The sequence below is a fragment of the Streptomyces omiyaensis genome, assembly GCF_014650895.1.
Lineage (GTDB): Bacteria > Actinomycetota > Actinomycetes > Streptomycetales > Streptomycetaceae > Streptomyces > Streptomyces omiyaensis.
In genome coordinates this window covers 224,820-244,707 of the sequence record NZ_BMVV01000002.1, presented here as the reverse complement: position 1 = coordinate 244,707, position 19,888 = coordinate 224,820, and the positions used below count along the sequence as shown (strand labels likewise).

The window sequence follows — 19,888 nt, the reverse complement described above, 5'->3', positions numbered from 1 at the left end:
CAGGTCCGCCCTTTCGCCGCACGGCCCCCCGATCCCCGCCGATCGGGGGGCCGTTGGCATATGACGTTAGGTTAGGCTAACCTTACTTTCGCACTCACGGCTGCGTATCCCGCGTCCCCCGTCCCGGAAGGGCCCCCCACATGCGTTCGCACCTGCTCAACGACACGACGGCGGAGAGCTACCGACGCTCCGTCACCGAAGGAGTCGAGCGGGTGGCGAGGAAACTCGCCACGACACGCGGCCCGTTCACCGGCGTCACCCCCGCCGAACTGGCCCCCGTGATCGACGCCGTGGACCTCGACCGCCCGCTGGGCGACGCCTCCGCCGCCCTCGACGAGCTGGAGGACGTCTACCTCCGCGACGCGGTCTACTTCCACCACCCGCGCTACCTGGGCCACCTCAACTGCCCGGTCGTCATCCCGGCCGTCCTCGGCGAGGCAGTCCTCTCGGCGGTCAACTCCTCGCTCGACACCTGGGACCAGTCCGCCGGCGCCACCCTGATCGAGCGCAAGCTCGTCGACTGGACCACCGCCCGCATCGGCTTCGGCCCCGACGCCGACGGCGTCTTCACCAGCGGCGGCAGCCAGTCCAACCTCCAGGCGCTGCTGCTCGCCCGCGAGGAGGCCGGCACCGCCGACCTGTCGAAGCTGCGGATCTTCTCCTCCGAGTGCAGCCACTTCTCCGTGCAGAAGTCGGCCGGCCTCCTCGGCCTCGGCCAGGAGGCGGTCCTCTCCATCCCGGTCGACGAGAACCGCCGGATGCAGTCCGTCGTCCTCGCCGCCGAGCTGGAGGCCTGCCGCGCCGAGGGCCTCGTCCCGATGGCGATCGTCGCCACCGCGGGCACCACCGACTTCGGCTCCATCGACCCGCTGCCCGAGATCGCCGCCCTCGCCGAGGAGTACGGCGCCTGGATGCACGTCGACGCGGCCTACGGCTGCGGCCTGCTCACCTCGCTCAAGCGCCGCCACCTCCTGGACGGCATCGAGCGCGCCGACTCGGTCACCGTCGACTACCACAAGTCCTTCTTCCAGCCGGTGAGTTCCTCCGCCCTGCTGGTGCGCGACGGAGCCGCCCTGCGGCACGCCACCTACCACGCGGACTACCTCAACCCCCGCCGCACGGTCGCCGAGCAGATCCCCAACCAGGTGGACAAGTCGCTCCAGACCACCCGCCGGTTCGACGCACTCAAGCTGTGGATGACCCTGCGGGTGATGGGCGCGGACGGCGTCGGCGAGCTCTTCGACGAGGTCTGCGACCTGGCCCGGGCCGGTCACGACCTGCTCGCCGCCGACCCGCGCTACGACGTGGTCGTGGAGCCGCAGCTGTCCACCCTCGTCTACCGCTACGTCCCGGAGGCCGCCGCCTCCCCCGCCGAGATCGACCGGGCCAACCTCCACGCCCGCAAGGCGCTCTTCGCCTCGGGCGAGGCCGTCGTCGCCGGCACCAAGGTCGACGGCCGCCAGTACCTCAAGTTCACCTTGCTCAACCCCGAGACCACGGTCGCCGACATCGCCGCCGTCCTCGATCTGATCGCCGGCCACGCCGAGCAGTACCTGGGAGAGAACCTTGTCCACGCCTGAGATCGCTGAGATCCACGACTTCATCGGGATCGGGCTCGGTCCGTTCAACCTCGGACTCGCCTGCCTGACCGAGCCCATCGAGGAGCTGAACGGCCTCTTCCTGGAGTCCAAGCCGGACTTCGAGTGGCACTCGGGGATGTTCCTCGACGGCGCCCACCTCCAGACGCCGTTCATGTCGGACCTGGTGACCCTCGCCGACCCGACCTCGCCGTACTCCTTCCTGAACTACCTGAAGGAGAAGGGCCGGCTCTACTCCTTCTACATCCGCGAGAACTTCTACCCGCTGCGCGCCGAGTACAACGACTACTGCCGGTGGGCCGCGGGCAAGGTCACCTCGATCCGCTTCTCCACCACCGTCGCCTCCGTCGCCCACGACGAGGCCGAGGGCCTGTACCTCGTCACCACCACGGCCGGAGAAACGTTCCGGTCCCGCCGGATCGTCCTCGGCACCGGCACCCCGCCGTACCTCCCCGACTCCTGCGCGGAGCTCGGCGGCGACCTGATCCACAACTCGCGGTACGTGCCGAACAAGGAAGCGCTCCAGCGCAAGAAGTCGATCACGATCGTCGGCAGCGGCCAGTCCGCCGCGGAGATCTACTACGACCTCCTCTCCGAGATCGACGTCCACGGCTACAAGCTCAACTGGGTGACCCGCTCCCCGCGCTTCTTCCCGCTGGAGTACACCAAGCTCACCCTGGAGATGACCTCCCCCGAGTACGTGGACTACTTCCACGCGCTCCCCGAGGAGACCCGCTACCGCCTGGAGTCCCAGCAGAAGGGCCTCTTCAAGGGCATCAACGGCGACCTCATCGACGCCATCTTCGACCTGCTCTACCAGAAGAACTTCGCCGGCCCGGTCCCCACCCGCCTGCTCACCAACTCCGCGCTGCACACCGCCTCGTACGACGAGGCGGGCGGCACGTACACCCTCGGCTTCCGCCAGGAGGAGCAGGAGAAGGAGTACGAGATCGAGACCGAGGGCCTGATCCTCGCGACCGGCTACAAGTACGCCGTCCCCGCCTTCCTGGAGCCGCTCCGCGACCGGCTGCGCTTCGACGGGCAGGGCCGCTTCGACGTCGCCCGCAACTACGCGGTCGACACCACGGGCCGCGAGGTCTTCCTCCAGAACGCCGGTGTCCACACCCACTCCATCACCTCGCCGGACCTGGGCATGGGGGCGTACCGCAACGCCTACATCATCGGGGCGATGCTGGGGTCCGAGTACTACCCCGTCGAGAAGACCATCGCGTTCCAGGAGTTCGCCGTATGACCGTCCGCTTCCGCCCGCTCGATCCCGTCCAGGACGCGGAGCTGCTCCACGCCTGGGTCACCCACCCCAAGTCCGCGTTCTGGATGATGCAGGACGCGACCGTCGAGGACGTCGAGCGCGAGTACACGGCCTTCGCCGCCCACCCGCACCACCAGGCCTTCATCGGTCTGGTGGACGGGATACCCGCGATCCTCATGGAGCGGTACGACCCGGCCCATCTGGAGCTCGTCGGCCTGTACGACCCGCTCCCCGGCGACGTCGGCATGCACTTCCTCGTCGCCCCCACCGACACCCCGGTGCACGGCTTCACCCGCATGGTGATCACCGAGGTCATGCGCGAGCTGTTCGCCGACCCGGCGACCGCCCGCGTGGTCGTCGAGCCCGACGTCGCCAACAAGGCCGTCCACGCCCTCAACGAGGCCGTCGGCTTCGTCCCCGAGCGCGAGATCCAGAAGCCCGAGAAGAAGGCGCTGCTCAGCTTCTGCACCCGCGCGCAGTTCGAGACCGCCGTGGGAGCCGCCGCATGAACCCCGTCGCGCACCTCACCCCCGAGCGCTGGGCCGACGCCAACCGCGCGCTGATCCGCAAGGGCCTCGCCGAGTTCGCCCACGAGCGGCTGCTCCACCCGCAGGAGCTGGGCGAGTCCCGCTACCGGGTGCTCAGCGACGACGGCGCCACCGAGTACCGCTTCACCGCGGACCGCTTCGCCCTCGACCACTGGCAGGTCTACCCCGAGTCCATCAGCCGGCACCGGGGCGACGAGCAGCTGCCGCTCGACGCGCTCCAGTTCGTCACCGAGCTGCGCGGCTCGCTGGGACTGAGCGACGCGATCCTCCCGGTGTACCTGGAGGAGATCTCCTCGACCCTCTCCGGCACCGCCTACAAGGCGACCAAGCCGCAGGTCCCCGCCGCCGAGCTGGCCCGTGCCGACTTCCAGGCGATCGAGACCGGGATGACCGAGGGCCACCCCTGCTTCGTCGCCAACAACGGACGCCTCGGCTTCGGCATCGACGAGTACCGCGCCTACGCCCCCGAGACGGCGAGCCCGATCCACCTGGTGTGGCTGGCCGCCCGCCGCGACCGGGCCGCCTTCACCGCCGGCGCGGACATCGCGTACGAGACCTTCATCCGCGCCGAGCTCGGCGACGCGGCCGTGGACCGCTTCGCCGGGATCCTCGCCGGCCTCGGCCTGGACCTCGCCGACTACCTGCTGATGCCGGCCCACCCCTGGCAGTGGTGGAACAAGCTGTCGGTGACCTTCGCCGCCGAGGTGGCGCAGCAGCGCCTGGTGTACCTGGGCGAGGGCGAGGACGCCTATCTGGCGCAGCAGTCGATCCGCACCTTCTTCAACACCGCCGACCCGGCCAAGCACTACGTGAAGACCGCCCTGTCGGTCATCAACATGGGCTTCATGCGGGGGCTCTCGGCCGCCTACATGGAGGCCACGCCGGCCATCAACGACTGGCTGGCGCAGCTGATCGAGTCGGACTCCGTCCTGAAGGCGGCCCGGTTCTCGATCATCCGGGAGCGGGCGGCGGTCGGCTACCGGCACCTGGAGTACGAGGCCGCGACGGACCGCTACTCGCCCTACCGCAAGATGCTGGCGGCGCTCTGGCGGGAGTCCCCGGTGGAGCGGCTCGCCGAGGGCGAGCGGCTGGCGACGATGGCCTCGCTGCTCCACGTCGACCACGCGGGGGCGTCCTTCGCCGGCGCGCTGATCAAGGACTCGGGCCTGGCGCCGGAGGAGTGGCTGCGCGGCTACCTGGACGCGTACCTGCTGCCGATCCTGCACTGCTTCTACGCCTACGACCTGGTCTACATGCCGCACGGCGAGAACGTGATCCTGGTCCTGGACGAGCGGGGCGCGGTCGACCGGGCGATCTTCAAGGACATCGCCGAGGAGATCTGCGTGATGGACCCGGACGCGGTCCTCCCGCCGGCGGTGGAGCGGATCCGCGCCGAGGTCCCGGAGGACATGAAGCTCCTCTCGGTCTTCACGGACGTCTTCGACTGCTTCTTCCGCTTCCTGGGGGCGACCCTGGCGGCGGAGGGCACGGTCGACGAGGACGTGTTCTGGCGGGCGGTCGCGGAGTGCGTGAAGCGCTACCAGGACTCCAAGCCCGAGCTGGCGGACCGCTTCGCGCAGTACGACGTCTTCGCGGAGACCTTCGCGCTCTCCGCACTCAACCGCCTCCAGCTGCGCAACAACAAGCAGATGGTGGACCTGGCGGACCCGTCGGCGGCGCTCCAGCTCGTCGGCGACCTGGTGAACCCGATCGCGCGGTTCGCCTGACCCCTGCCGAGGCGGGCCCCGGCGGAGTACGGTCCTCCGCCGGGGCTCACCTCTTCGTCCCGGCTGGCCAGGGCACCTCGGGCGCGCGGTACCAGTCGATGCCGAGGGCGTCGAAGCGGTGGGCCTGTTCGCCGAGCCGGACCTTGTACGCGTCCCAGTCGCGGCCGCCGTGATGGACTTCGCCTCGTCTCCGCCGATGTGGACGTACCGGCCGGGGGTGAGGGCGGCGATCTCGCGCAGGACGTCGTCGACGAAGGCGGAGGTGGCCTCCTTGCCGGCGCGGAGGGTGGAGAAGCCGACGTCGATGCCGGTGTACGGCTCCCGGGGCTTCCCGTCGCAGGTCAGCTCCGGGTAGGAGACGAGGGCCGCGTGGGTGTGCCCGGGCAGGTCGATCTCGGGGATCACCTCGATGTGCCGGTCGGCGGCGTGGCGGACGAGGGACCGGTACTGGTCCTTCGTGTAGAAGCCGCCGGGCCCGCCGCCGACCTCGGTGGCGGCACCGACGGCGGTGAGCCTCGGGCGGGAGTCGACCGCGAGGCGCCACCCCTGGTCGTCGGTGAGGTGGAGGTGGAGCTTGTCGATCTTGTAGAGGGCGATGCGGTCGATGTACGCCTTCACCTCGTCGACCGTGAAGAAGTGGCGGGCGACGTCGAGCATGGCGCCGCGGTGGGGGAAGCGCGGGGTGTCGGTGACGGTGCCGCCGGCGATCCGCCAGGCGCGGTGCTGGGGGGTGGTGCGCTCGATGGCGGCGGGGAGCTGCTGGCGGATCGTCTGGACGCCGCGGAAGAGGCCGGCGGGGGTGCGGGCGGTGAGGGTGAGCCGGCCGGGGCCGGAGCGGAGCCGGTAGCCCTCGTCGCCGAGGGGCTCCGCGGCCGGGTCGAGGAGGAGCCGGAGGTCGGCGGCCGGGTCGGTGACGACCGGGAGCGGGAAGCCGGTGGCGGGGCGGAGGCGGGCGGCGAGCTGCTCGGCGACGGCCCGGACGGCGGGGTCGCGGGCGGGGACGCCGATCCGGGTGGCGGCGGTGAGGGCGTACGGGTCGCCGGCGGGCCCGACGGAGGCGGGGAGCGGGATGATCCGGCCCAGCGGGCGGAGTTCGGCCTCGGCGGCGGGGAGGGCCGGGCCGGGGCCGGCGGCGCCGGGGCCGGTCTCCGCACAGCCGGGCGCGGCGGCGAGCAGCAGGACTGTGAGTGCGATCAGACGCCGTCTCACGGGCGGCCCCCTTCGGTGGGCGGATGGGGTCACCCTGCGTACCGGGGCCCGCATCCCGGGGCAAGGTCTGGACCAACATCCCCCTCCAGGCCGATGATCATGCTGTCTCTGCCCGATTTCGGGCAGGATTCTTGCGGGGAGCCCGGAGTACCCCTCAGTATTCATGGGTGCTCGAACGCCGCCCGTCCCACGACGACCTCATCGACCATCTGGTCCGGAGCACCGCGCTCCAGCGCGGTGAGGCCGCCCGGGTGGTGCTCGACGTGCTGGCGTACTTCGACGAGACGACCGAGGAGTTCGTCCGCCGCCGTCACCGCGAACTGCAGTCCGGCGGAGCGGTGAACGCCGAGATCTTCGAACGGATCGCGGGCGAACTGCCGCACCGGGCCGTCGCACCGCCGGAGCTGTCGCTCCGGCAGCTGCGCCGGATCGTCTACGGCTGATCCCGCTTCCCGTCACGCCCGAGCACCACCATCACCAACCGGAGGGGTTTCCTTTATGTGCGGAATTGTCGGTTACATCGGTAAGCGCGACGTGGCGCCGCTGCTCCTGGAGGGCCTGGCCCGCCTGGAGTACCGCGGTTACGACTCCGCCGGCATGGTCATCAACAGCCCGAAGAGCGCGGCGCTGAAGATGGTCAAGGCCAAGGGCCGGGTCCGCGACCTGGAAGCCCGCGTCCCCAAGCGCTTCTCCGGCACCACCGGCATCGCGCACACCCGCTGGGCCACCCACGGCGCCCCCAGCGACCACAACTCGCACCCCCACCTGGACCCCGAGAACAAGGTCGCGGTCGTCCACAACGGCATCGTCGACAACGCCCAGGAGCTCCGCGCCAAGCTGGAGGCGGACGGCGTCGTCTTCGCCTCCGAGACGGACACCGAGGTCATCACCCACCTCATCGCCCGCTCCCAGGCCGAGTCCCTGGAGGACAAGGTCCGCGACGCGCTCAAGGTCATCGAGGGCACCTACGGCATCGCCGTGATGCACGCCGACTTCAACGACCGCATCGTCGTGGCCCGCAACGGCTCGCCGGTCATCCTCGGCATCGGCGAGAAGGAGATGCTGGTCGCCTCCGACGTGGCCGCCCTCATCGCCCACACCCGCCAGGTCGTCACCCTCGACGACGGCGAGATGGCCACCCTCAAGGCCGACGACTTCCGCACCTACACGGTCGCGGGCGCCTCCACCACGGCGACCCCCGAGACCGTCGAGTGGGAGGCCGCCTCCTACGACATGGGCGGCCACGACACGTACATGCACAAGGAGATCTCCGAGCAGCCCGACGCGGTCGACCGCGTGCTGCGCGGCCGGATCGACGACCGCTTCTCCACCGTGCACCTCGGCGGCCTCAACCTCGACCCGCGCGAGGCCCGCACCATCCGCCGCATCAAGATCCTCGGCTGCGGCACCTCGTACCACGCCGGCCTGATCGGCGCCTCCCTCATCGAGGGCATGGCCCGCATCCCGGCCGACGCCGAGCCGGCCTCCGAGTTCCGCTACCGCAACCCGGTCGTCGACCCCGACACGCTCTACATCGCCGTCTCCCAGTCCGGCGAGACCTACGACGTGCTCGCCGCCGTCCAGGAGCTCAAGCGCAAGGGCGCCCGCGTCCTCGGCGTGGTCAACGTGGTCGGCTCCGCCATCGCCCGCGAGGCCGACGGCGGCGTCTACGTCCACGCCGGCCCCGAGGTCTGCGTCGTCTCCACCAAGTGCTTCACCAACACGGTGGTCGCCTTCGCCCTCCTCGCCCTCCACCTCGGCCGCATCCGCGACCTGTCCGTCACCGACGGCAAGCGGATCATCGAGGGCCTGCGCAAGCTGCCGGCCCAGATCGAGGAGATCCTCAAGACCGAGGACGAGATCAAGAGCATCGCCGCCGAGTACGCCGGCGCCCAGTCGATGATGTTCATCGGCCGCGTCCGGGGCTACCCGGTCGCCCTGGAGGCCTCCCTCAAGCTGAAGGAGATCTCCTACATCCACGCCGAGGCGTACCCGGCCTCCGAGCTCAAGCACGGCCCGCTCGCCCTCATCGAGCCCGCCCTGCCGACGGTCGCGATCGTCCCCGACGACGACCTGCTGGAGAAGAACCGCGCCGCCCTGGAGGAGATCAAGGCCCGCTCCGGCCGCATCCTCGCCGTCGCGCACCAGCCGCAGGCGAAGGCCGACCACACCATCGTGGTCCCGAAGAACGAGGACGAGCTCGACCCGATCCTCATGGGCATCCCGCTCCAGCTCTTCGCCTACCACACCGCCCTCGCCATGGGCCGCGACATCGACAAGCCGCGCAACCTGGCCAAGTCCGTCACGGTCGAGTAGTCGCCCGGCGGGACCTGTCACCCGCCGAGCACGCCACGGCACCGGGCCTGTCCCCCGGAGCCGTACGCCGGGCCTGTCCCCCGGCGGAACCGACCGGACACGAGGAACGGCCCCCCGCGCTTCCCAGGAGCGCGGGGGGCCGTTCCGCTTCTTCTCCCTCCGGCGTTACGCGGCCGCCGCCGTGCTGCCGCCGCCCGCCCGGCCCAGGGCCGTCGGCCAGCCGGCGACCGCCGCCGTGGCGCCGTACCAGGCCGCGAGGCCCGCGAGGGCGGCGATCCAGCCGCCCGCCTTGCCGAGGCCCTCGTTGCCCGCCAGCGCGGCGATGCCCGAGAGCAGCAGCGCGAGGAACAGCAGGCCGTGGACGCCCTGCCCGAGGACCCCGCCGCCCTTGGCGGCCAGCGTCAGCGTGAGCGCCAGGAGCGCCCACAGGAGCAGGAAGAGACCGGCGGCGTCCGCCGAGGTCCCGCCGCCCGCTCCGGTCCCCCAGGTGAACCAGAAGGCGCCGAGCGCCGCGAAGGCCGTGCCGTCCCCGGTGTCGCCCGCCCGCAGGGCGAGCAGGCCGACCAGGAAGAGCGCCACGCCACCGACCCAGGTGGCGAGGCCCGCGGCATCGGCTGCCGCGACGTTGTCGATCACACCGGTGCCGCCCAGGCCGAAGGCCAGGAGGGTCAGTCCGAGTGCGAGGTTTCCGAGCGTGCTGGTGCCGTTCCCCGACGCGACGTCCTTGTGCACGACGGGCTCCCTTCGAACGAGCGGTGATGCCGCTTGAGCTGCTGTGTTCCGGTCCTCTTTAACTACCCTTCACAAGCGCACAAATCACCTGAGCCGGGCAGAATTTATCGCCGTGGCACGGGAGTTGGGGAAGCGGGGGGAAGGGCGGAGGTGACGGGAGCGGCGGAAGGCAGGCCCTAGGGGATGACGATCACGGGCCGCTGCGCGCGCCGCGCGAGCCGGCCGGCGACCGAGCCGAAGATCCGCCCGACGATGCCGTGCGTGGAGCCGACCACGATCGCGTCGGCCGAGTACTCGCGGCCGACCTCCTCCAGCTCGTGGCAGATGTCCCCGCCGCGCTCCACCAGGATCCACGGCACCTCGGACAGGTGGTCCGCGCAGGCCAGTTCGAGCCCCAGCACCTCGGTGCGGTGGTCCGGGACGTCGACGAAGACCGGCGGCTCGCACCCCGCCCACACCGTGGTGGGCAGCCGGTTGGCGACGTGCACGATGATCAGTCCGGAGCCGGAGCGCCGGGCCATGCCGATGGCGTACGCCAGGGCGCGCTCGCTGGACATGGAGCCGTCGAAGCCGACCACCACCCCGTGCCGGAAGGCAGGGTCGCAGGCGTGGCGTGGCTGTTCCACCGCGAGGGGGTCGACCGTGGAGTCGGCGACGCGCTTGCGGTCCGCGGGTTCGGGGAATTCGTGACCGGCCATCGGTGTCTCGGCTAGAGAAGTCCTCGTGGGAAGGGACGGTGGAGGGGAGCGGAACAACGGGTGGCGGCGGAGCTGTGTCCGGGAATCATCTTCCCAACCCCATACCCGCAAGGGTACGGCGACACTCCTCTCCTGCCCAGGGCCCGCCGTGCCACACCCGGCGTGCTGACCGCCCGTACGCGGCTGGGCGCACGCGGTGTCCTCCGGAGGATGCACGAAGGGTTCACCATCTGGCAATGCCGGATGTGCCCTACAGGCGTCCTCCGGCCGCCCTCGGGAGAGCCGAACGGGCGTCGCTCAGAGTGACCGGAACGTTCCGTTCCTCGTTCCCCACGGGTCCGGACCACCGACGCAGGGAGACCGCCCGTGCCCGCACCGTCCACCCCCGCCCCCGCCTCGCCCGCCCCCTCCGTCCGCGCCCGCCGGCGCACCCGCGTGCCGGGGCCGGCGGCGCCCGCCGGACCGGAGAGGGGCGGCCCCGCCGGGCCGTGGGCCGGGGGCGGGGCCGAGTCGGGCGGGGCCGGCGGGGGGCCCGGGGACCCGGCCGGGGACGTGGTCCGCTGGGCGGTCTTCTGCTGCGCCCTGGTCCCCCTGGTGCTCGTCGCCTTCGGGATCTCGCTGGGCGGGGCGGGCGGGGCCGCGCTCGGGCTCGCCTCGGTGACGGCCGCGTGCCGGCTGCTGCTGCGCCGGGCGGAGCGGGGGCTGCGCGCGGAGGGCGGGAGGGGGGCCGGGGAGACCGCGGGGACCGGGGGCGCCGGGGGTGCCGGAGGCCGCCGCCGGGGCCGGGCGGACGCGCTGCGCCCCCCTTCGAGTTGACAGGTTCGCACAGCCGATCCCATATGTTTTCAGCCAACTTGAAGTTCCCGGCGCGTCCCTGCCGAAACGGTACGCCAGCCCCTGCCCGCTCACCCGCGAAAGCCCCGCTCCAAGGGGCCGCACCCTACGCGTACGGCCACTTCTCCGTCGCCACGGGCTCCGCGGCCCCCGCGCGGTCGATCTTCGGGGGATCGATCGCTTCACGCCAAGTGGCCTTGTCGACAATCTGCCGGATGGAGAAGTTGTCACGCCGGCGGCACGGGACGCAGTAGATTCGATCATGGGTACCGAAGACTGGGGTCTCGTGCAAAACCGAGGGGAAACGTGGCACAGCGACACGACCAGGGAGACGCGAACACCGAGGGGGGCTTAGCGCCATGAGCCAGGACTCCGCCGCACCGGAGGTCGCACGGAAGCTGTCCGGACGACGCCGTCGCGAAGTCGTCGCGGTGCTGCTGTTCAGTGGCGGCCCCATCTTCGAGAGCTCCATCCCGCTCTCCGTGTTCGGCATCGACCGGCAGGACGCCGGGGTGCCCCGCTACCGGCTGCTCGTCTGCGCCGGCGAGGAGGGCCCCCTGCGGACCACGGGCGGGCTCGAACTCACCGCGCCCTACGGCCTGGAGGCGATCGGGCGCGCCGGGACGGTCGTCGTGCCGGCCTGGCGCTCGATCACCTCGCCGCCGCCGCCGGAGGCCCTGGAGGCCCTCCGCAGGGCGCACGAGGAAGGGGCCAGGATCGTCGGCCTGTGCACCGGGGCGTTCGTCCTCGCCGCGGCCGGCCTGCTCGACGGCCGCCCGGCGACGACGCACTGGATGTACGCGCCGACGCTCGCCAAGCGCTACCCGTCGGTCCACGTGGACCCGCGGGAGCTCTTCGTCGACGACGGGGACGTGCTCACCTCCGCCGGCACCGCGGCCGGAATCGATCTGTGTCTGCACATCGTGCGGACCGACCACGGCACCGAGGCCGCGGGCGCGCTGGCGCGCCGGCTGGTCGTCCCGCCGCGGCGCAGCGGCGGTCAGGAGCGCTACCTCGACAGGTCTTTACCCGAGGAGATCGGCTCCGACCCGCTCGCCGAGGTCGTGGCCTGGGCGCTGGAGCACCTCCACGAGCAGTTCGACGTGGAGACCCTGGCGGCCCGTGCGTACATGTCACGGCGGACCTTCGACCGCCGCTTCCGCTCGCTGACCGGCTCCGCGCCGCTCCAGTGGCTCATCACCCAGCGGGTGCTCCAGGCGCAGCGGCTCCTGGAGACCTCCGACTACTCGGTGGACGAGGTCGCGGGGCGCTGCGGCTTCCGCTCGCCGGTGGCGCTGCGCGGCCACTTCCGGCGGCAGCTCGGCTCCTCGCCGGCCGCCTACCGGGCGGCCTACCGGGCCCGGCGGCCGCAGGGCGATCCGGTGACGGCCGTCCTGGAGCCGGCCGTGCCCACCCAGGTGGGCGCCGGGATGCGGCGCCCCGGGGGGCCGCTGGATCCGGGCAAGCCGTCCGGCGACGCCTACTCGCCGGGCCGGGCCGCACTGCCGGGCCAGCGCAGCGCGCCGTAGCGGCGCCGGGGACCTGTGCCGCCACAAGCGGCGCGACGCGGTACCGACGGGCGTCCGGGGACACCTCCCCCGGGCGCCCGTCGGCGCGTCCGGCAGGCGCCCGTGCGCACCTCTCCCCCGCCCCCGCCGCCTAAGGTAGGACGCATGAACGATCGCATGGTGTGGATCGACTGCGAGATGACCGGGCTCTCGCTGACGGACGACGCACTCATCGAGGTGGCCGCGCTGGTCACCGACTCGGAACTGAACGTGCTCGGCGAAGGCGTGGACATCGTGATCCGCCCTCCGGACCGGGCCCTGGAGACCATGCCGGAGATCGTGCGCCAGATGCACACGGCCTCCGGACTGCTCGACGCGCTGCCCGGCGGGACCACGCTGGCCGACGCGGAGGCGCAGGTCCTGGCGTACATCCGCGAGCACGTGAAGGAGCCGGGCAAGGCTCCGCTGTGCGGGAACTCGGTCTCCACCGACCGCGGCTTCCTCGCCCGGGACATGCCCGCCCTGGAGAGTCACCTGCACTACCGGATCGTCGATGTGTCCTCGGTCAAGGAGCTGGCGCGCCGCTGGTACCCGAGGGCGTACTTCAACAGTCCGGAGAAGAACGGCAACCACCGGGCGCTCGCCGACATCCGCGAGTCCATCGCGGAGCTGCGCTACTACCGCGAGGCGGTCTTCGTCCCGCAGCCCGGTCCGGACTCGGAGACCGCGAAGGAGATCGCGGCCCGGCACGTCGTCCCCGCGGAGTAACACCCTCCGGGAGGGCCCGCTCGCGCACCCGGGGAAAACGTGTGCGCGAGCACCCCTCGGAACCCTGTAGACTTCTTCTCGGCCGGTCGGGGAAACCTTCGGGAAAACCGCCGGTCATGGTGGGTATAGCTCAGCTGGTAGAGCACCTGGTTGTGGTCCAGGATGTCGCGGGTTCGAGTCCCGTTACTCACCCTGAATGATCAAGGGCTGACCTGTGAAAACAGGTCAGCCCTTCGTCATATGCGGATCCTTGGGAACATCACGGGAACACGGGTGTCCGACCCCGGTCGTATCGTCTGCCCATGGCGAGCATCGTGGAGCGGCCCAAGAAGGACGGCACCTGCACCTTCCAGGTGAAGTGGCGCCAAGGCGGACAGTGGCAGACGGAGAACTTCGGCAACAGCACGCTGGCCGAACAGTTCAAGGCCCTCGTCGAGGCGCACGGCGGCCGCTGGCCACACGGATGGGTGCGCGGCGAGGGGTTCGTCGAGCAGCCCCGGATCCCCGGCGACATGCCCCTGGTGACGTACGCCACTCGCTACGTCGACCGGCTCACCGGGATCGACGATCGGACCCGCGAGGACTACCACCGCGAGATCCGCATCCACTTCTCCCTCATCCGGCACACCGACGGGGCCGGCGTCGAGCGGGAAGCGACGATCTGCAACCTCACGCAGGACGACGTGTCCGCCTGGGTGCGCGTCGAGGAGAGCGGTGAGAGGGACCCTGAGGACCCTGAGAAGTGGCTCCGGCGCGAGGCCGACCCCAAGTCCATCCGGAACCGCCACGGGCTGCTCTACTGCGTCGTGCAGGCCGCTGTGGAGTCCGAGCCCCAGCTGCGCACGAAGAACTGCTGCGGCAAGACCCGGCTCCCCCGCGTGGACGATCACGTCGACGAGGAGATGACGTTCCTCGAGCGCGAGGAGTACCAGCGGATCGCCGCCGAGATCACCGACCCGGACGCCCGGGACCTGGCCGACTGGCTCGTCGGCACCGGGATGCGCTGGAGCGAGGCCAGCGCGCTGAGGATCTCCGACCTGTCCCTGAACTCGGACCGCCCGTCGGCCAACATCCAGCGGGCGTGGAAGAAGGCGAAGAAGGGCAGCACCGGGGGCGCGTTCTACCTCGGGCCGCCCAAGACGAAGAAGGCCCGGCGCCTGCTGCGCCTGGCGCCCGCGCAGGTGGAGCTGGCACGGCGGCATGCGGCCGGCCGGCGCCCGGACGACTTCCTGTTCCGCACCGCCACGGGGAAGTCGTGGCGGCACGCGAACTACTACAACCGAAAGTGGCTGCCCGCGGTGCAGAAGGCCATGGAGAAGGGGTTGCCGAAGCGGCCCCGGCTGCATGACCTCCGGCACACGCACGTGTCGTGGCTGATCGCGGCGAGGATCCCGCTGCCGGCGATCCAGATTCGGCTCGGGCACGAGAGCATCCAGACGACCGTGGACCGGTACGGGCATCTTGTGCAGGGCCTCGACGACGACATCGCGGTGGCCGTCGAGGCGGCAATGGCGACCCCGGCACCGCAGGCGGGGCTACGGGCGGTACGGAGCGCCTAGTGGGGGTGGGACGGGGGCGTCTCGCCGTCGTCCCAGTTCTGCTGCCAGAGGCCGGAGCCGATGATGTGCTGGAGGCAGCGGTTCATCTCGTCGCGGAGGTCATCGGTCATCTGCCCCTCGAGGACTCCCCAGACGAGGGTTCCGGGTGCGTTGATCGGGACGACGATGTGGCCATCCGGCATCAGCTCCTTGGGTACGAACTCGATGCGGACAGACTCGCGTGCGCGCTGCTGCTTCGCCGTTCCTTCGTCAGCCATGTGACCCCCATTGGCGTGGCCTGCACCGTTCGAGCATCAGTTCGATCGTGACGGCATAAGCAGGCTACCGGACGTGCGCGCCCCCCAGGCGGGTGCCCATGTTGCCAGGTCGATGAAGGTTTGACTACACCCTGCACATGCTTGTCACGCTGTGCGAAGCGGTGGCCTGGAATATGCCAGACGGCTACTTCTCGGTGGGCCCCAGCACATCCAGGAAAGCGGCCAGCGCGTCGACCTGTTCCGGGGTGAGGCGGTCGGCGCGCGCCATCAACGCATGGACGCGGGTGGATTCCGCTTGCACGGTGGAGATGCCGAAGAACTGCTCGCCGGCCGCGCTCTGCACGACGTGCAGGGGGACCTGGAGGCCGACGGCCATACCGACGATCGCGGGGTATTCGGGCGGGATCACGGCGAGACCGGTCTCCAGGCGGTGGAGCCAGGAGCTCTTGACGGCCTGCTCCCCGGTCTCCGGGTCGAGGCAGCGCCGGGCCAGCTTGTCGTAGCTGAGACCGAGTTCGGCCCTGCGTCTCCTGACCAGCTCCCTGAGCGCGGGCCGCGGGGCCTCCGCGCGCGGGCGATCTTCGGTAGCCATGAGGCTCATCCTGCCACTCCGTGTCATGTCATGGGCTGTGGGGTGTCCATGCGGCCAGAGAGGCAAGTGACGCATCCCCCCTGCTGGCAACCGGTCTGCCGTCCAAGTTGCTGGACGAAGTGTCCACGCTATACAGCGGCGCACGCTAGGGCGCACAGGGGTTTTGACGCAATCACCACACGCCCGTCCAGGCCGATGGACATGTCGTCCAAGCTATGCAATGCTCAAGCCATCCAAGCAGTGCAACAGATTGCCGCACGAGGTGGACATGGCATCCCCTGACCAGGCGCAGGCCCCTGCGCACCCGCTCTACAAGCTCCTCGACAGGAGCCTCCTCGCCCGCCTGATGGAGCGCACCGGAACCGGCGCCTCCCTCAGCATCCGAGGACTCGCCTCGGAGGTCGGCGTCGCGCACGGCACCATCGGCAACCTGCTGACCGGCGAGCAGGAGTTCGTCGTCGAGCCCACCGCACACGCCATCTGCGGTGTGATCGGCGTCGACCTCTTGATCCTCTTCGCCCCCGAGGGACGCGCCACCCGGCACATCAACCGGCCCCGCCTGGCGGCCCAGCGATGAACCGCTACCTCTACCCCGAAGCCGCCAAGGAGCTGCGCGTCGAGGAGTCGTGGCTGCGGCGGCACATCAAGGAGCTGCCGCACTCGAAGAAGGGCCGCGTCGTCACCTTCACCGACGCGGACCTCGAGCGCATCGACGCTCTGTTCCACCACGAGCCGACGGTGGGCGCTCTCGCCCTCGTCCCGGCGCCGGCCCCCGGCGCCCACCCGCTGGCCAATCTCCGGCCGCTGCCCTCGCGCGGCAGTGCCGTACGGACCGGCTGAAACACAAGCGGGGCCGCCCGGACCGGGCCTGGTCCAGGAAGCCCCTCGGCACCTCAACCCAGAGAGAAGAGGAACCGTGAGCACGAACCATATCCCCCACACGGACGACCCGTTGACGGTCACCACCCTCGACGGCACGGTGTGGCAGCGCTCCGGCGTGACCCACACGGGCCGCGGCCTGTACGTCCTCGACGGCGTCACCGTCTGCCCCGACCACATCATGGCGACGCTCGACGAGCTGGCCGAGCACGGCATCAAGGCGCTGTCCCAGCCCCTCGCCCCGTCGGCCGAGGACGTCACCCCGCAGGTGCAGAAGCTCCGCGAGATCCTCGCCGGCCAGCGCGCCGAGCAGCGCCACCTCGTCGACCCGCTCGACCACACGCTCGAGGCCCTCGCCCCGCGCACCCAGGACGGGGGCGCGTGATGACGCTGAACCCGATCGGCATCCGTCTCGCCCCGGGTGCCCTGCTGGGCCGCCTGTCCGCCGACATCATCCGGTACACCACGCTGCTCTCCCTCGTGACCGAGTGGCGCGACGAGCAGGCCCGCCAGGACGTCATCACCTCCCTCGACAACCTGGCCGTCGTCGCCGAGGACGCGACCGACGAGACGGAGATCCTGGCCCGCGTCCGGGCTGTCGAGTGCGCCGCCGACATGGACCCGGCCGACGTCGCCATCACCCTCGACCAGCTGGTCCGGCTCCGTGACGAGCTCGACAAGACGATCGCCGACATCCGCAGCACGCACCTCGTCCTGTCCGGGCGGCTCGGATGACCGGCCGCCACGCCCACGACGCGCGCCGCTGCCGCCTGTGCGCACCGCTTCGCCACCCCTCGCAGCGCGACACCCGCCGCGCCCTACCCCTGCTCCTCCCCGCCCAGACCCGGAGGCCCTCGTGAGCTTCAGCGCAACGTGGTTCCTGACCCTGCAGACGTCCGTCCGTAGCTCCACGGCCGTCGGCCCGGTCCTGTACATCGAGCCGGACGGCATGGCCTACGGGGCCATCAACCTGCAGATGCGGTCCGGCCTCACGCTCGACGAGAAGGTGCAGATCGCGGACCGCGTCGCCGCCGAGGTCACCCGCTGGCGGGACGAGATCGCCGCCCGCGCGGACCAGGAGCGCACGGCCGCCGACGAACTGGCCGCGGCCCGCGCCGAGATCGCCCGCCTCAAGGGCGAGCTGGACGGCGACGCCGAGTGAGCGCCGAGGAGGCGCAGCGGCTCCGCCTGCTGCGCTGGGCCGCCGGCCAGTGGAAGGGCGAGTGGACCACGCGTCGCGTGCAGCACCTCTACCAGGCCCGCTTCGGCCCGGGCGACTGGCGGCGCAAGGCCCGCGGCGACCTCGACCAGCTGGCGCGGCAGGGCCTCCTCATCGAGCACGGCCCGGAGAACCAGCGGCACTTCACCCTCAACACCTGGAACGGAGGCAGCCCGTGATCGCCACCGGGAGCGACGACTACTCGCAGGCCCTCGCCGAACGCATCGGCCAGTTCATCGTGGACGCCGACGCGAACGCGCCCCGCAGCTTGCAGAAGGCCATCGGCCCGAGCGAGGTCGGCGAGCCGTGCGAGCGGCAGCTCACCTACAAGATCCTCGACTGGCCCGAGACCAACCACAACCGGGACCCGATCGCCGCGATCATCGGCACCGGATTCCACATGTGGATGGCCGAGAAGTTCGAGGCCCGCCAGGCCCCGCTGCCCGACGGGCGCCCGCGGTACCGCATCGAGGAGCGCGTCACGGTCCGCGACGGCTACACGCCGGCCGCCACCGTCGCCGGGAGCAGCGACCTGTTCGACCGGCTCGCGCTGCTCAACAACGACTGGAAGCTCGTCGGCAAGAGCAGCCACGACAAGTACCGACGGCAGGGCCCGGGCGACAAGTACCGCGTCCAGGCCCACCTGTACGGCCTCGGGCAGGAGAACGCCGGGAACCCCCCGGCGCGGGTCGCGGTCACGTTCATCGCCCGGCACCACGAGCTGATGGTCCACGTCTGGTCCGAGGCGTACGACCGGCAGGTCGCCCTCGACGCGCTCGCCCGTCTCGATCGGATCCGCGCCCGCGCCCAGTCCCTGGAGCTCGACCTCCACCCCGAGCGCTGGGACACCGTCCCCACCACCGACAAGCCGACGTGCCGGTTCTGCCCGTGGCTCAAGCCCGGTAGCACCTCGCTCACCGACGGCTGCCCCGGGGTGCAGAACAGCAACCCCGGCTCGTCCCTCAGCGCGCTCATCGCGTGAACCACCCCAACCAGGAGCACACACCGTGACCACACCTCAGCAGTACCAGGCGCCGGACGCCGACGACTTCCTCATGGGCGGCGGCGGCGCCCCCACCGCCAAGTTCCCCATGCCCGGCACCACCGTCAGCGGCCGCATCACGCAGAAGCCGACCGTCGAGCAGCAGCGCGACATCAAGACCGGCGACTCCAAGTTCTGGTCCGACGGCAACCCGATGATGCAGCTCGTCGTCACCGTCCAGACCGACCTGCGCGACCCCACCATCGACGAGGACGACGGCCGCCGCCGCCTCTTCGTCAAGGGCGTCATGAAGAACGCCATCGCCGACGCCGTCCGCATGGCCGGCGCCCGCGGCCTCGAGGTCGGCGGCACCATCGCCGTCACCTACACCCACGACGGGGTCGCCAAGGAGCGCGGCATGTCCCCGCCGAAGCAGTACACCGCGACGTACACCCCGGCCGCGCAGGCCGCGCTCCACACCCCTGACCCGGGCACCACGGCGCCGCAGCAGTACGCCCCGCCGCCGGCCGCGCCCGCGCCCGCCCCGGCCGCGCCGCCGGTGGGCCTGTCGCCGCAGCAGTACGCCGCCGCGCAGCAGAACCCCGCCACCCAGGCGCTCCTCGCCCAGCAGCAGGCCCAGGCCGCGAACGCCGCCGCACCCCCGCCGTTCTAGTCCCCCCACCCGAACACCGTCCGGGGCCGCGCGACTCCCCCGCTCCGCCGCCCCGGACGGGCCAACCCCGCAGAAAGCAGACCCACATGACCGAGCGCCCGTACACCGACGACGACCTCCGCACCGAGGCCGCCCGCCAGCACGCCAGCCTCACCGAGGACCCCGACTTCGTGGGCGTCGGCGAGGCGATGGAGGGCACCGAGATCAACAGCCGCCTCCCGTCGGCCGAGGCCGACGGCGAGGAGGGACTGCACTGGGACATGGCCCTCGACAGCAACGAGTTCGAGGCGGCCCAGCGCGCGATCCACAGCCTCATCGCCAGCGCGGCCGACACGTCCGAGTGGGCCGTCGCACTCGGCGCCGACGGGCTGGTCCCGTACGACGGGCAGCTCACCCTCGACGGCGCGGACAAGCCGCTCGCCCGCATCCACTTCGCCTTCGACGCGGACACCTCCGAGGAGATGCGCCTCGCCCTCGTCCAGGGCGTCGGCGGCGCGATCGCCCGCTACCTCTGACCGT

23 protein-coding genes, 1 tRNA gene and 1 pseudogene are annotated in these 19,888 nt (G+C 71.3%); 20 read left to right on the top strand and 5 right to left on the bottom strand.

Annotated features, from left to right (window positions below; translation table 11 throughout):
• Positions 1 to 140 precede the first annotated feature (140 nt).
• Genes IE287_RS04065 through IE287_RS04050 form a run of 4 tightly spaced genes read left to right on the top strand, consistent with a single transcriptional unit; the run spans position 141 to position 5,143 of the window.
• Positions 141 to 1,580 carry a pyridoxal phosphate-dependent decarboxylase family protein gene (locus IE287_RS04065; RefSeq protein WP_189847475.1) on the top strand — a complete coding sequence of 480 codons (1,440 nt, stop codon included), beginning with the start codon at positions 141 to 143 and terminating at the stop codon, positions 1,578 to 1,580.
• Positions 1,567 to 2,850 (top strand): lysine N(6)-hydroxylase/L-ornithine N(5)-oxygenase family protein, encoded by a 1,284-nt coding sequence (locus tag IE287_RS04060; RefSeq protein ID WP_189847474.1) that lies wholly within the window; start codon positions 1,567 to 1,569, stop codon positions 2,848 to 2,850. Before IE287_RS04065 ends, IE287_RS04060 begins: the two co-directional genes overlap by 14 nt.
• Entirely contained in the window at positions 2,847 to 3,377 is a 531-nt protein-coding gene (locus IE287_RS04055) for a GNAT family N-acetyltransferase (protein ID WP_189847473.1), read from the top strand. The genes IE287_RS04060 and IE287_RS04055 overlap by 4 nt, the downstream gene beginning before the upstream one ends.
• Positions 3,374 to 5,143, top strand: coding sequence for an IucA/IucC family protein (locus IE287_RS04050; protein WP_189847472.1), 1,770 nt, complete (start codon positions 3,374 to 3,376; stop codon positions 5,141 to 5,143). The genes IE287_RS04055 and IE287_RS04050 overlap by 4 nt, the downstream gene beginning before the upstream one ends.
• Before the next feature lie 174 nt (positions 5,144 to 5,317).
• Here the strand turns inward: IE287_RS04050 and IE287_RS04045 are convergent.
• Positions 5,318 to 6,406 (bottom strand): annotated as a pseudogene (locus IE287_RS04045) (beta-N-acetylhexosaminidase); the annotation flags it as partial.
• A gap of 113 nt (positions 6,407 to 6,519) precedes the next feature.
• Between IE287_RS04045 and IE287_RS04040 the strand changes: the two are divergent.
• Together IE287_RS04040 and glmS are read left to right on the top strand one after the other, a co-directional pair.
• Positions 6,520 to 6,795: a hypothetical protein gene (locus IE287_RS04040; protein ID WP_030493927.1), complete on the top strand. Its 276-nt coding sequence runs from the start codon at positions 6,520 to 6,522 to the stop codon at positions 6,793 to 6,795.
• A gap of 55 nt (positions 6,796 to 6,850) precedes the next feature.
• A complete protein-coding gene (gene glmS / locus IE287_RS04035) occupies positions 6,851 to 8,668 on the top strand; it encodes a glutamine--fructose-6-phosphate transaminase (isomerizing) (protein WP_189847471.1) in 1,818 nt (605 codons plus the stop codon).
• A 165-nt stretch (positions 8,669 to 8,833) separates the two neighbouring features.
• On the opposite strand, the gene IE287_RS04030 is transcribed toward glmS, so the two are convergent.
• Both IE287_RS04030 and IE287_RS04025 read right to left on the bottom strand, forming a co-directional pair.
• Positions 8,834 to 9,400: a GPR1/FUN34/YaaH family transporter gene (locus IE287_RS04030; protein ID WP_189847470.1), complete on the bottom strand. Its 567-nt coding sequence runs from the start codon at positions 9,398 to 9,400 to the stop codon at positions 8,834 to 8,836.
• A 176-nt stretch (positions 9,401 to 9,576) separates the two neighbouring features.
• A complete protein-coding gene (locus tag IE287_RS04025) occupies positions 9,577 to 10,098 on the bottom strand; it encodes a universal stress protein (protein WP_030493924.1) in 522 nt (173 codons plus the stop codon).
• Positions 10,099 to 10,464: 366 nt separating this feature from the next.
• Between IE287_RS04025 and IE287_RS04020 the strand changes: the two genes are divergently transcribed.
• From IE287_RS04020 to IE287_RS04000, 5 genes are all read left to right on the top strand, one after another.
• Positions 10,465 to 10,914 carry a hypothetical protein gene (locus IE287_RS04020; RefSeq protein WP_189847781.1) on the top strand — a complete coding sequence of 150 codons (450 nt, stop codon included), beginning with the start codon at positions 10,465 to 10,467 and terminating at the stop codon, positions 10,912 to 10,914.
• A 377-nt stretch (positions 10,915 to 11,291) separates the two neighbouring features.
• Positions 11,292 to 12,461 (top strand): helix-turn-helix domain-containing protein, encoded by a 1,170-nt coding sequence (locus IE287_RS04015; protein WP_189847469.1) that lies wholly within the window; start codon positions 11,292 to 11,294, stop codon positions 12,459 to 12,461.
• A gap of 144 nt (positions 12,462 to 12,605) precedes the next feature.
• Positions 12,606 to 13,208 carry an oligoribonuclease gene (gene orn / locus IE287_RS04010; protein ID WP_030493921.1) on the top strand — a complete coding sequence of 201 codons (603 nt, stop codon included), beginning with the start codon at positions 12,606 to 12,608 and terminating at the stop codon, positions 13,206 to 13,208.
• Positions 13,209 to 13,327: 119 nt separating this feature from the next.
• Positions 13,328 to 13,400 (top strand) — tRNA-His (locus tag IE287_RS04005).
• 110 nt (positions 13,401 to 13,510) lie between these two features.
• A complete protein-coding gene (locus tag IE287_RS04000) occupies positions 13,511 to 14,767 on the top strand; it encodes a tyrosine-type recombinase/integrase (protein WP_189847468.1) in 1,257 nt (418 codons plus the stop codon).
• Here the strand turns inward: IE287_RS04000 and IE287_RS03995 are convergent.
• Positions 14,764 to 15,024: a hypothetical protein gene (locus IE287_RS03995; RefSeq protein ID WP_189847467.1), complete on the bottom strand. Its 261-nt coding sequence runs from the start codon at positions 15,022 to 15,024 to the stop codon at positions 14,764 to 14,766. The two genes, IE287_RS04000 and IE287_RS03995, sit on opposite strands and share 4 nt — an antisense overlap.
• Positions 15,025 to 15,208: 184 nt before the next feature.
• On the bottom strand, positions 15,209 to 15,616 hold the full coding sequence (locus IE287_RS03990) for a helix-turn-helix domain-containing protein (RefSeq protein ID WP_189847466.1): 408 nt from the start codon (positions 15,614 to 15,616) through the stop codon (positions 15,209 to 15,211).
• A 268-nt stretch (positions 15,617 to 15,884) separates the two neighbouring features.
• On the opposite strand from IE287_RS03990, the gene IE287_RS03985 reads away from it, so the two are divergent.
• The 9 genes from IE287_RS03985 to IE287_RS03945 all read left to right on the top strand — a co-directional run bounded on the left by IE287_RS03985 (position 15,885) and on the right by IE287_RS03945 (position 19,884).
• Positions 15,885 to 16,193: a hypothetical protein gene (locus tag IE287_RS03985; RefSeq protein WP_189847465.1), complete on the top strand. Its 309-nt coding sequence runs from the start codon at positions 15,885 to 15,887 to the stop codon at positions 16,191 to 16,193.
• Complete coding sequence (locus tag IE287_RS03980) at positions 16,190 to 16,456, top strand: helix-turn-helix domain-containing protein (RefSeq protein ID WP_189847464.1); 267 nt, start codon at positions 16,190 to 16,192, stop codon at positions 16,454 to 16,456. Before IE287_RS03985 ends, IE287_RS03980 begins: the two co-directional genes overlap by 4 nt.
• A gap of 76 nt (positions 16,457 to 16,532) precedes the next feature.
• Positions 16,533 to 16,880: a hypothetical protein gene (locus IE287_RS03975; RefSeq protein ID WP_189847463.1), complete on the top strand. Its 348-nt coding sequence runs from the start codon at positions 16,533 to 16,535 to the stop codon at positions 16,878 to 16,880.
• Positions 16,880 to 17,230 carry a hypothetical protein gene (locus tag IE287_RS03970; protein ID WP_189847462.1) on the top strand — a complete coding sequence of 117 codons (351 nt, stop codon included), beginning with the start codon at positions 16,880 to 16,882 and terminating at the stop codon, positions 17,228 to 17,230. Before IE287_RS03975 ends, IE287_RS03970 begins: the two co-directional genes overlap by 1 nt.
• A gap of 121 nt (positions 17,231 to 17,351) precedes the next feature.
• Positions 17,352 to 17,657: a hypothetical protein gene (locus IE287_RS03965; protein WP_189847461.1), complete on the top strand. Its 306-nt coding sequence runs from the start codon at positions 17,352 to 17,354 to the stop codon at positions 17,655 to 17,657.
• On the top strand, positions 17,654 to 17,893 hold the full coding sequence (locus IE287_RS03960) for a hypothetical protein (protein ID WP_189847460.1): 240 nt from the start codon (positions 17,654 to 17,656) through the stop codon (positions 17,891 to 17,893). The genes IE287_RS03965 and IE287_RS03960 overlap by 4 nt, the downstream gene beginning before the upstream one ends.
• Positions 17,890 to 18,696, top strand: coding sequence for a hypothetical protein (locus IE287_RS03955; protein ID WP_189847459.1), 807 nt, complete (start codon positions 17,890 to 17,892; stop codon positions 18,694 to 18,696). Before IE287_RS03960 ends, IE287_RS03955 begins: the two co-directional genes overlap by 4 nt.
• 25 nt (positions 18,697 to 18,721) lie before the next feature.
• On the top strand, positions 18,722 to 19,369 hold the full coding sequence (locus IE287_RS03950; RefSeq protein ID WP_229883267.1) for a hypothetical protein: 648 nt from the start codon (positions 18,722 to 18,724) through the stop codon (positions 19,367 to 19,369).
• 86 nt (positions 19,370 to 19,455) lie between these two features.
• Positions 19,456 to 19,884: a hypothetical protein gene (locus IE287_RS03945; protein ID WP_189847458.1), complete on the top strand. Its 429-nt coding sequence runs from the start codon at positions 19,456 to 19,458 to the stop codon at positions 19,882 to 19,884.
• Positions 19,885 to 19,888: the final 4 nt, after the last annotated feature.

Excerpts from the sequence above, each read along its gene's own strand:
- IE287_RS04065 (WP_189847475.1), top strand. The coding sequence starts at position 141 with ATGCGTTCGCACCTGCTCAACGACACGACGGCGGAGAGCTACCGACGC.
- IE287_RS04055 (WP_189847473.1), top strand. The coding sequence starts at position 2,847 with ATGACCGTCCGCTTCCGCCCGCTCGATCCCGTCCAGGACGCGGAGCTG.
- IE287_RS04050 (WP_189847472.1), top strand. The coding sequence starts at position 3,374 with ATGAACCCCGTCGCGCACCTCACCCCCGAGCGCTGGGCCGACGCCAAC.
- glmS (WP_189847471.1), top strand. The coding sequence starts at position 6,851 with ATGTGCGGAATTGTCGGTTACATCGGTAAGCGCGACGTGGCGCCGCTG.
- IE287_RS04025 (WP_030493924.1), bottom strand. The coding sequence starts at position 10,098 with ATGGCCGGTCACGAATTCCCCGAACCCGCGGACCGCAAGCGCGTCGCC.
- IE287_RS04015 (WP_189847469.1), top strand. The coding sequence starts at position 11,292 with ATGAGCCAGGACTCCGCCGCACCGGAGGTCGCACGGAAGCTGTCCGGA.
- orn (WP_030493921.1), top strand. The coding sequence starts at position 12,606 with ATGAACGATCGCATGGTGTGGATCGACTGCGAGATGACCGGGCTCTCG.
- IE287_RS04000 (WP_189847468.1), top strand. The coding sequence starts at position 13,511 with ATGGCGAGCATCGTGGAGCGGCCCAAGAAGGACGGCACCTGCACCTTC.
- IE287_RS03995 (WP_189847467.1), bottom strand. The coding sequence starts at position 15,024 with ATGGCTGACGAAGGAACGGCGAAGCAGCAGCGCGCACGCGAGTCTGTC.
- IE287_RS03990 (WP_189847466.1), bottom strand. The coding sequence starts at position 15,616 with ATGGCTACCGAAGATCGCCCGCGCGCGGAGGCCCCGCGGCCCGCGCTC.
- IE287_RS03985 (WP_189847465.1), top strand. The coding sequence starts at position 15,885 with ATGGCATCCCCTGACCAGGCGCAGGCCCCTGCGCACCCGCTCTACAAG.
- IE287_RS03980 (WP_189847464.1), top strand. The coding sequence starts at position 16,190 with ATGAACCGCTACCTCTACCCCGAAGCCGCCAAGGAGCTGCGCGTCGAG.
- IE287_RS03970 (WP_189847462.1), top strand. The coding sequence starts at position 16,880 with ATGACGCTGAACCCGATCGGCATCCGTCTCGCCCCGGGTGCCCTGCTG.
- IE287_RS03945 (WP_189847458.1), top strand. The coding sequence starts at position 19,456 with ATGACCGAGCGCCCGTACACCGACGACGACCTCCGCACCGAGGCCGCC.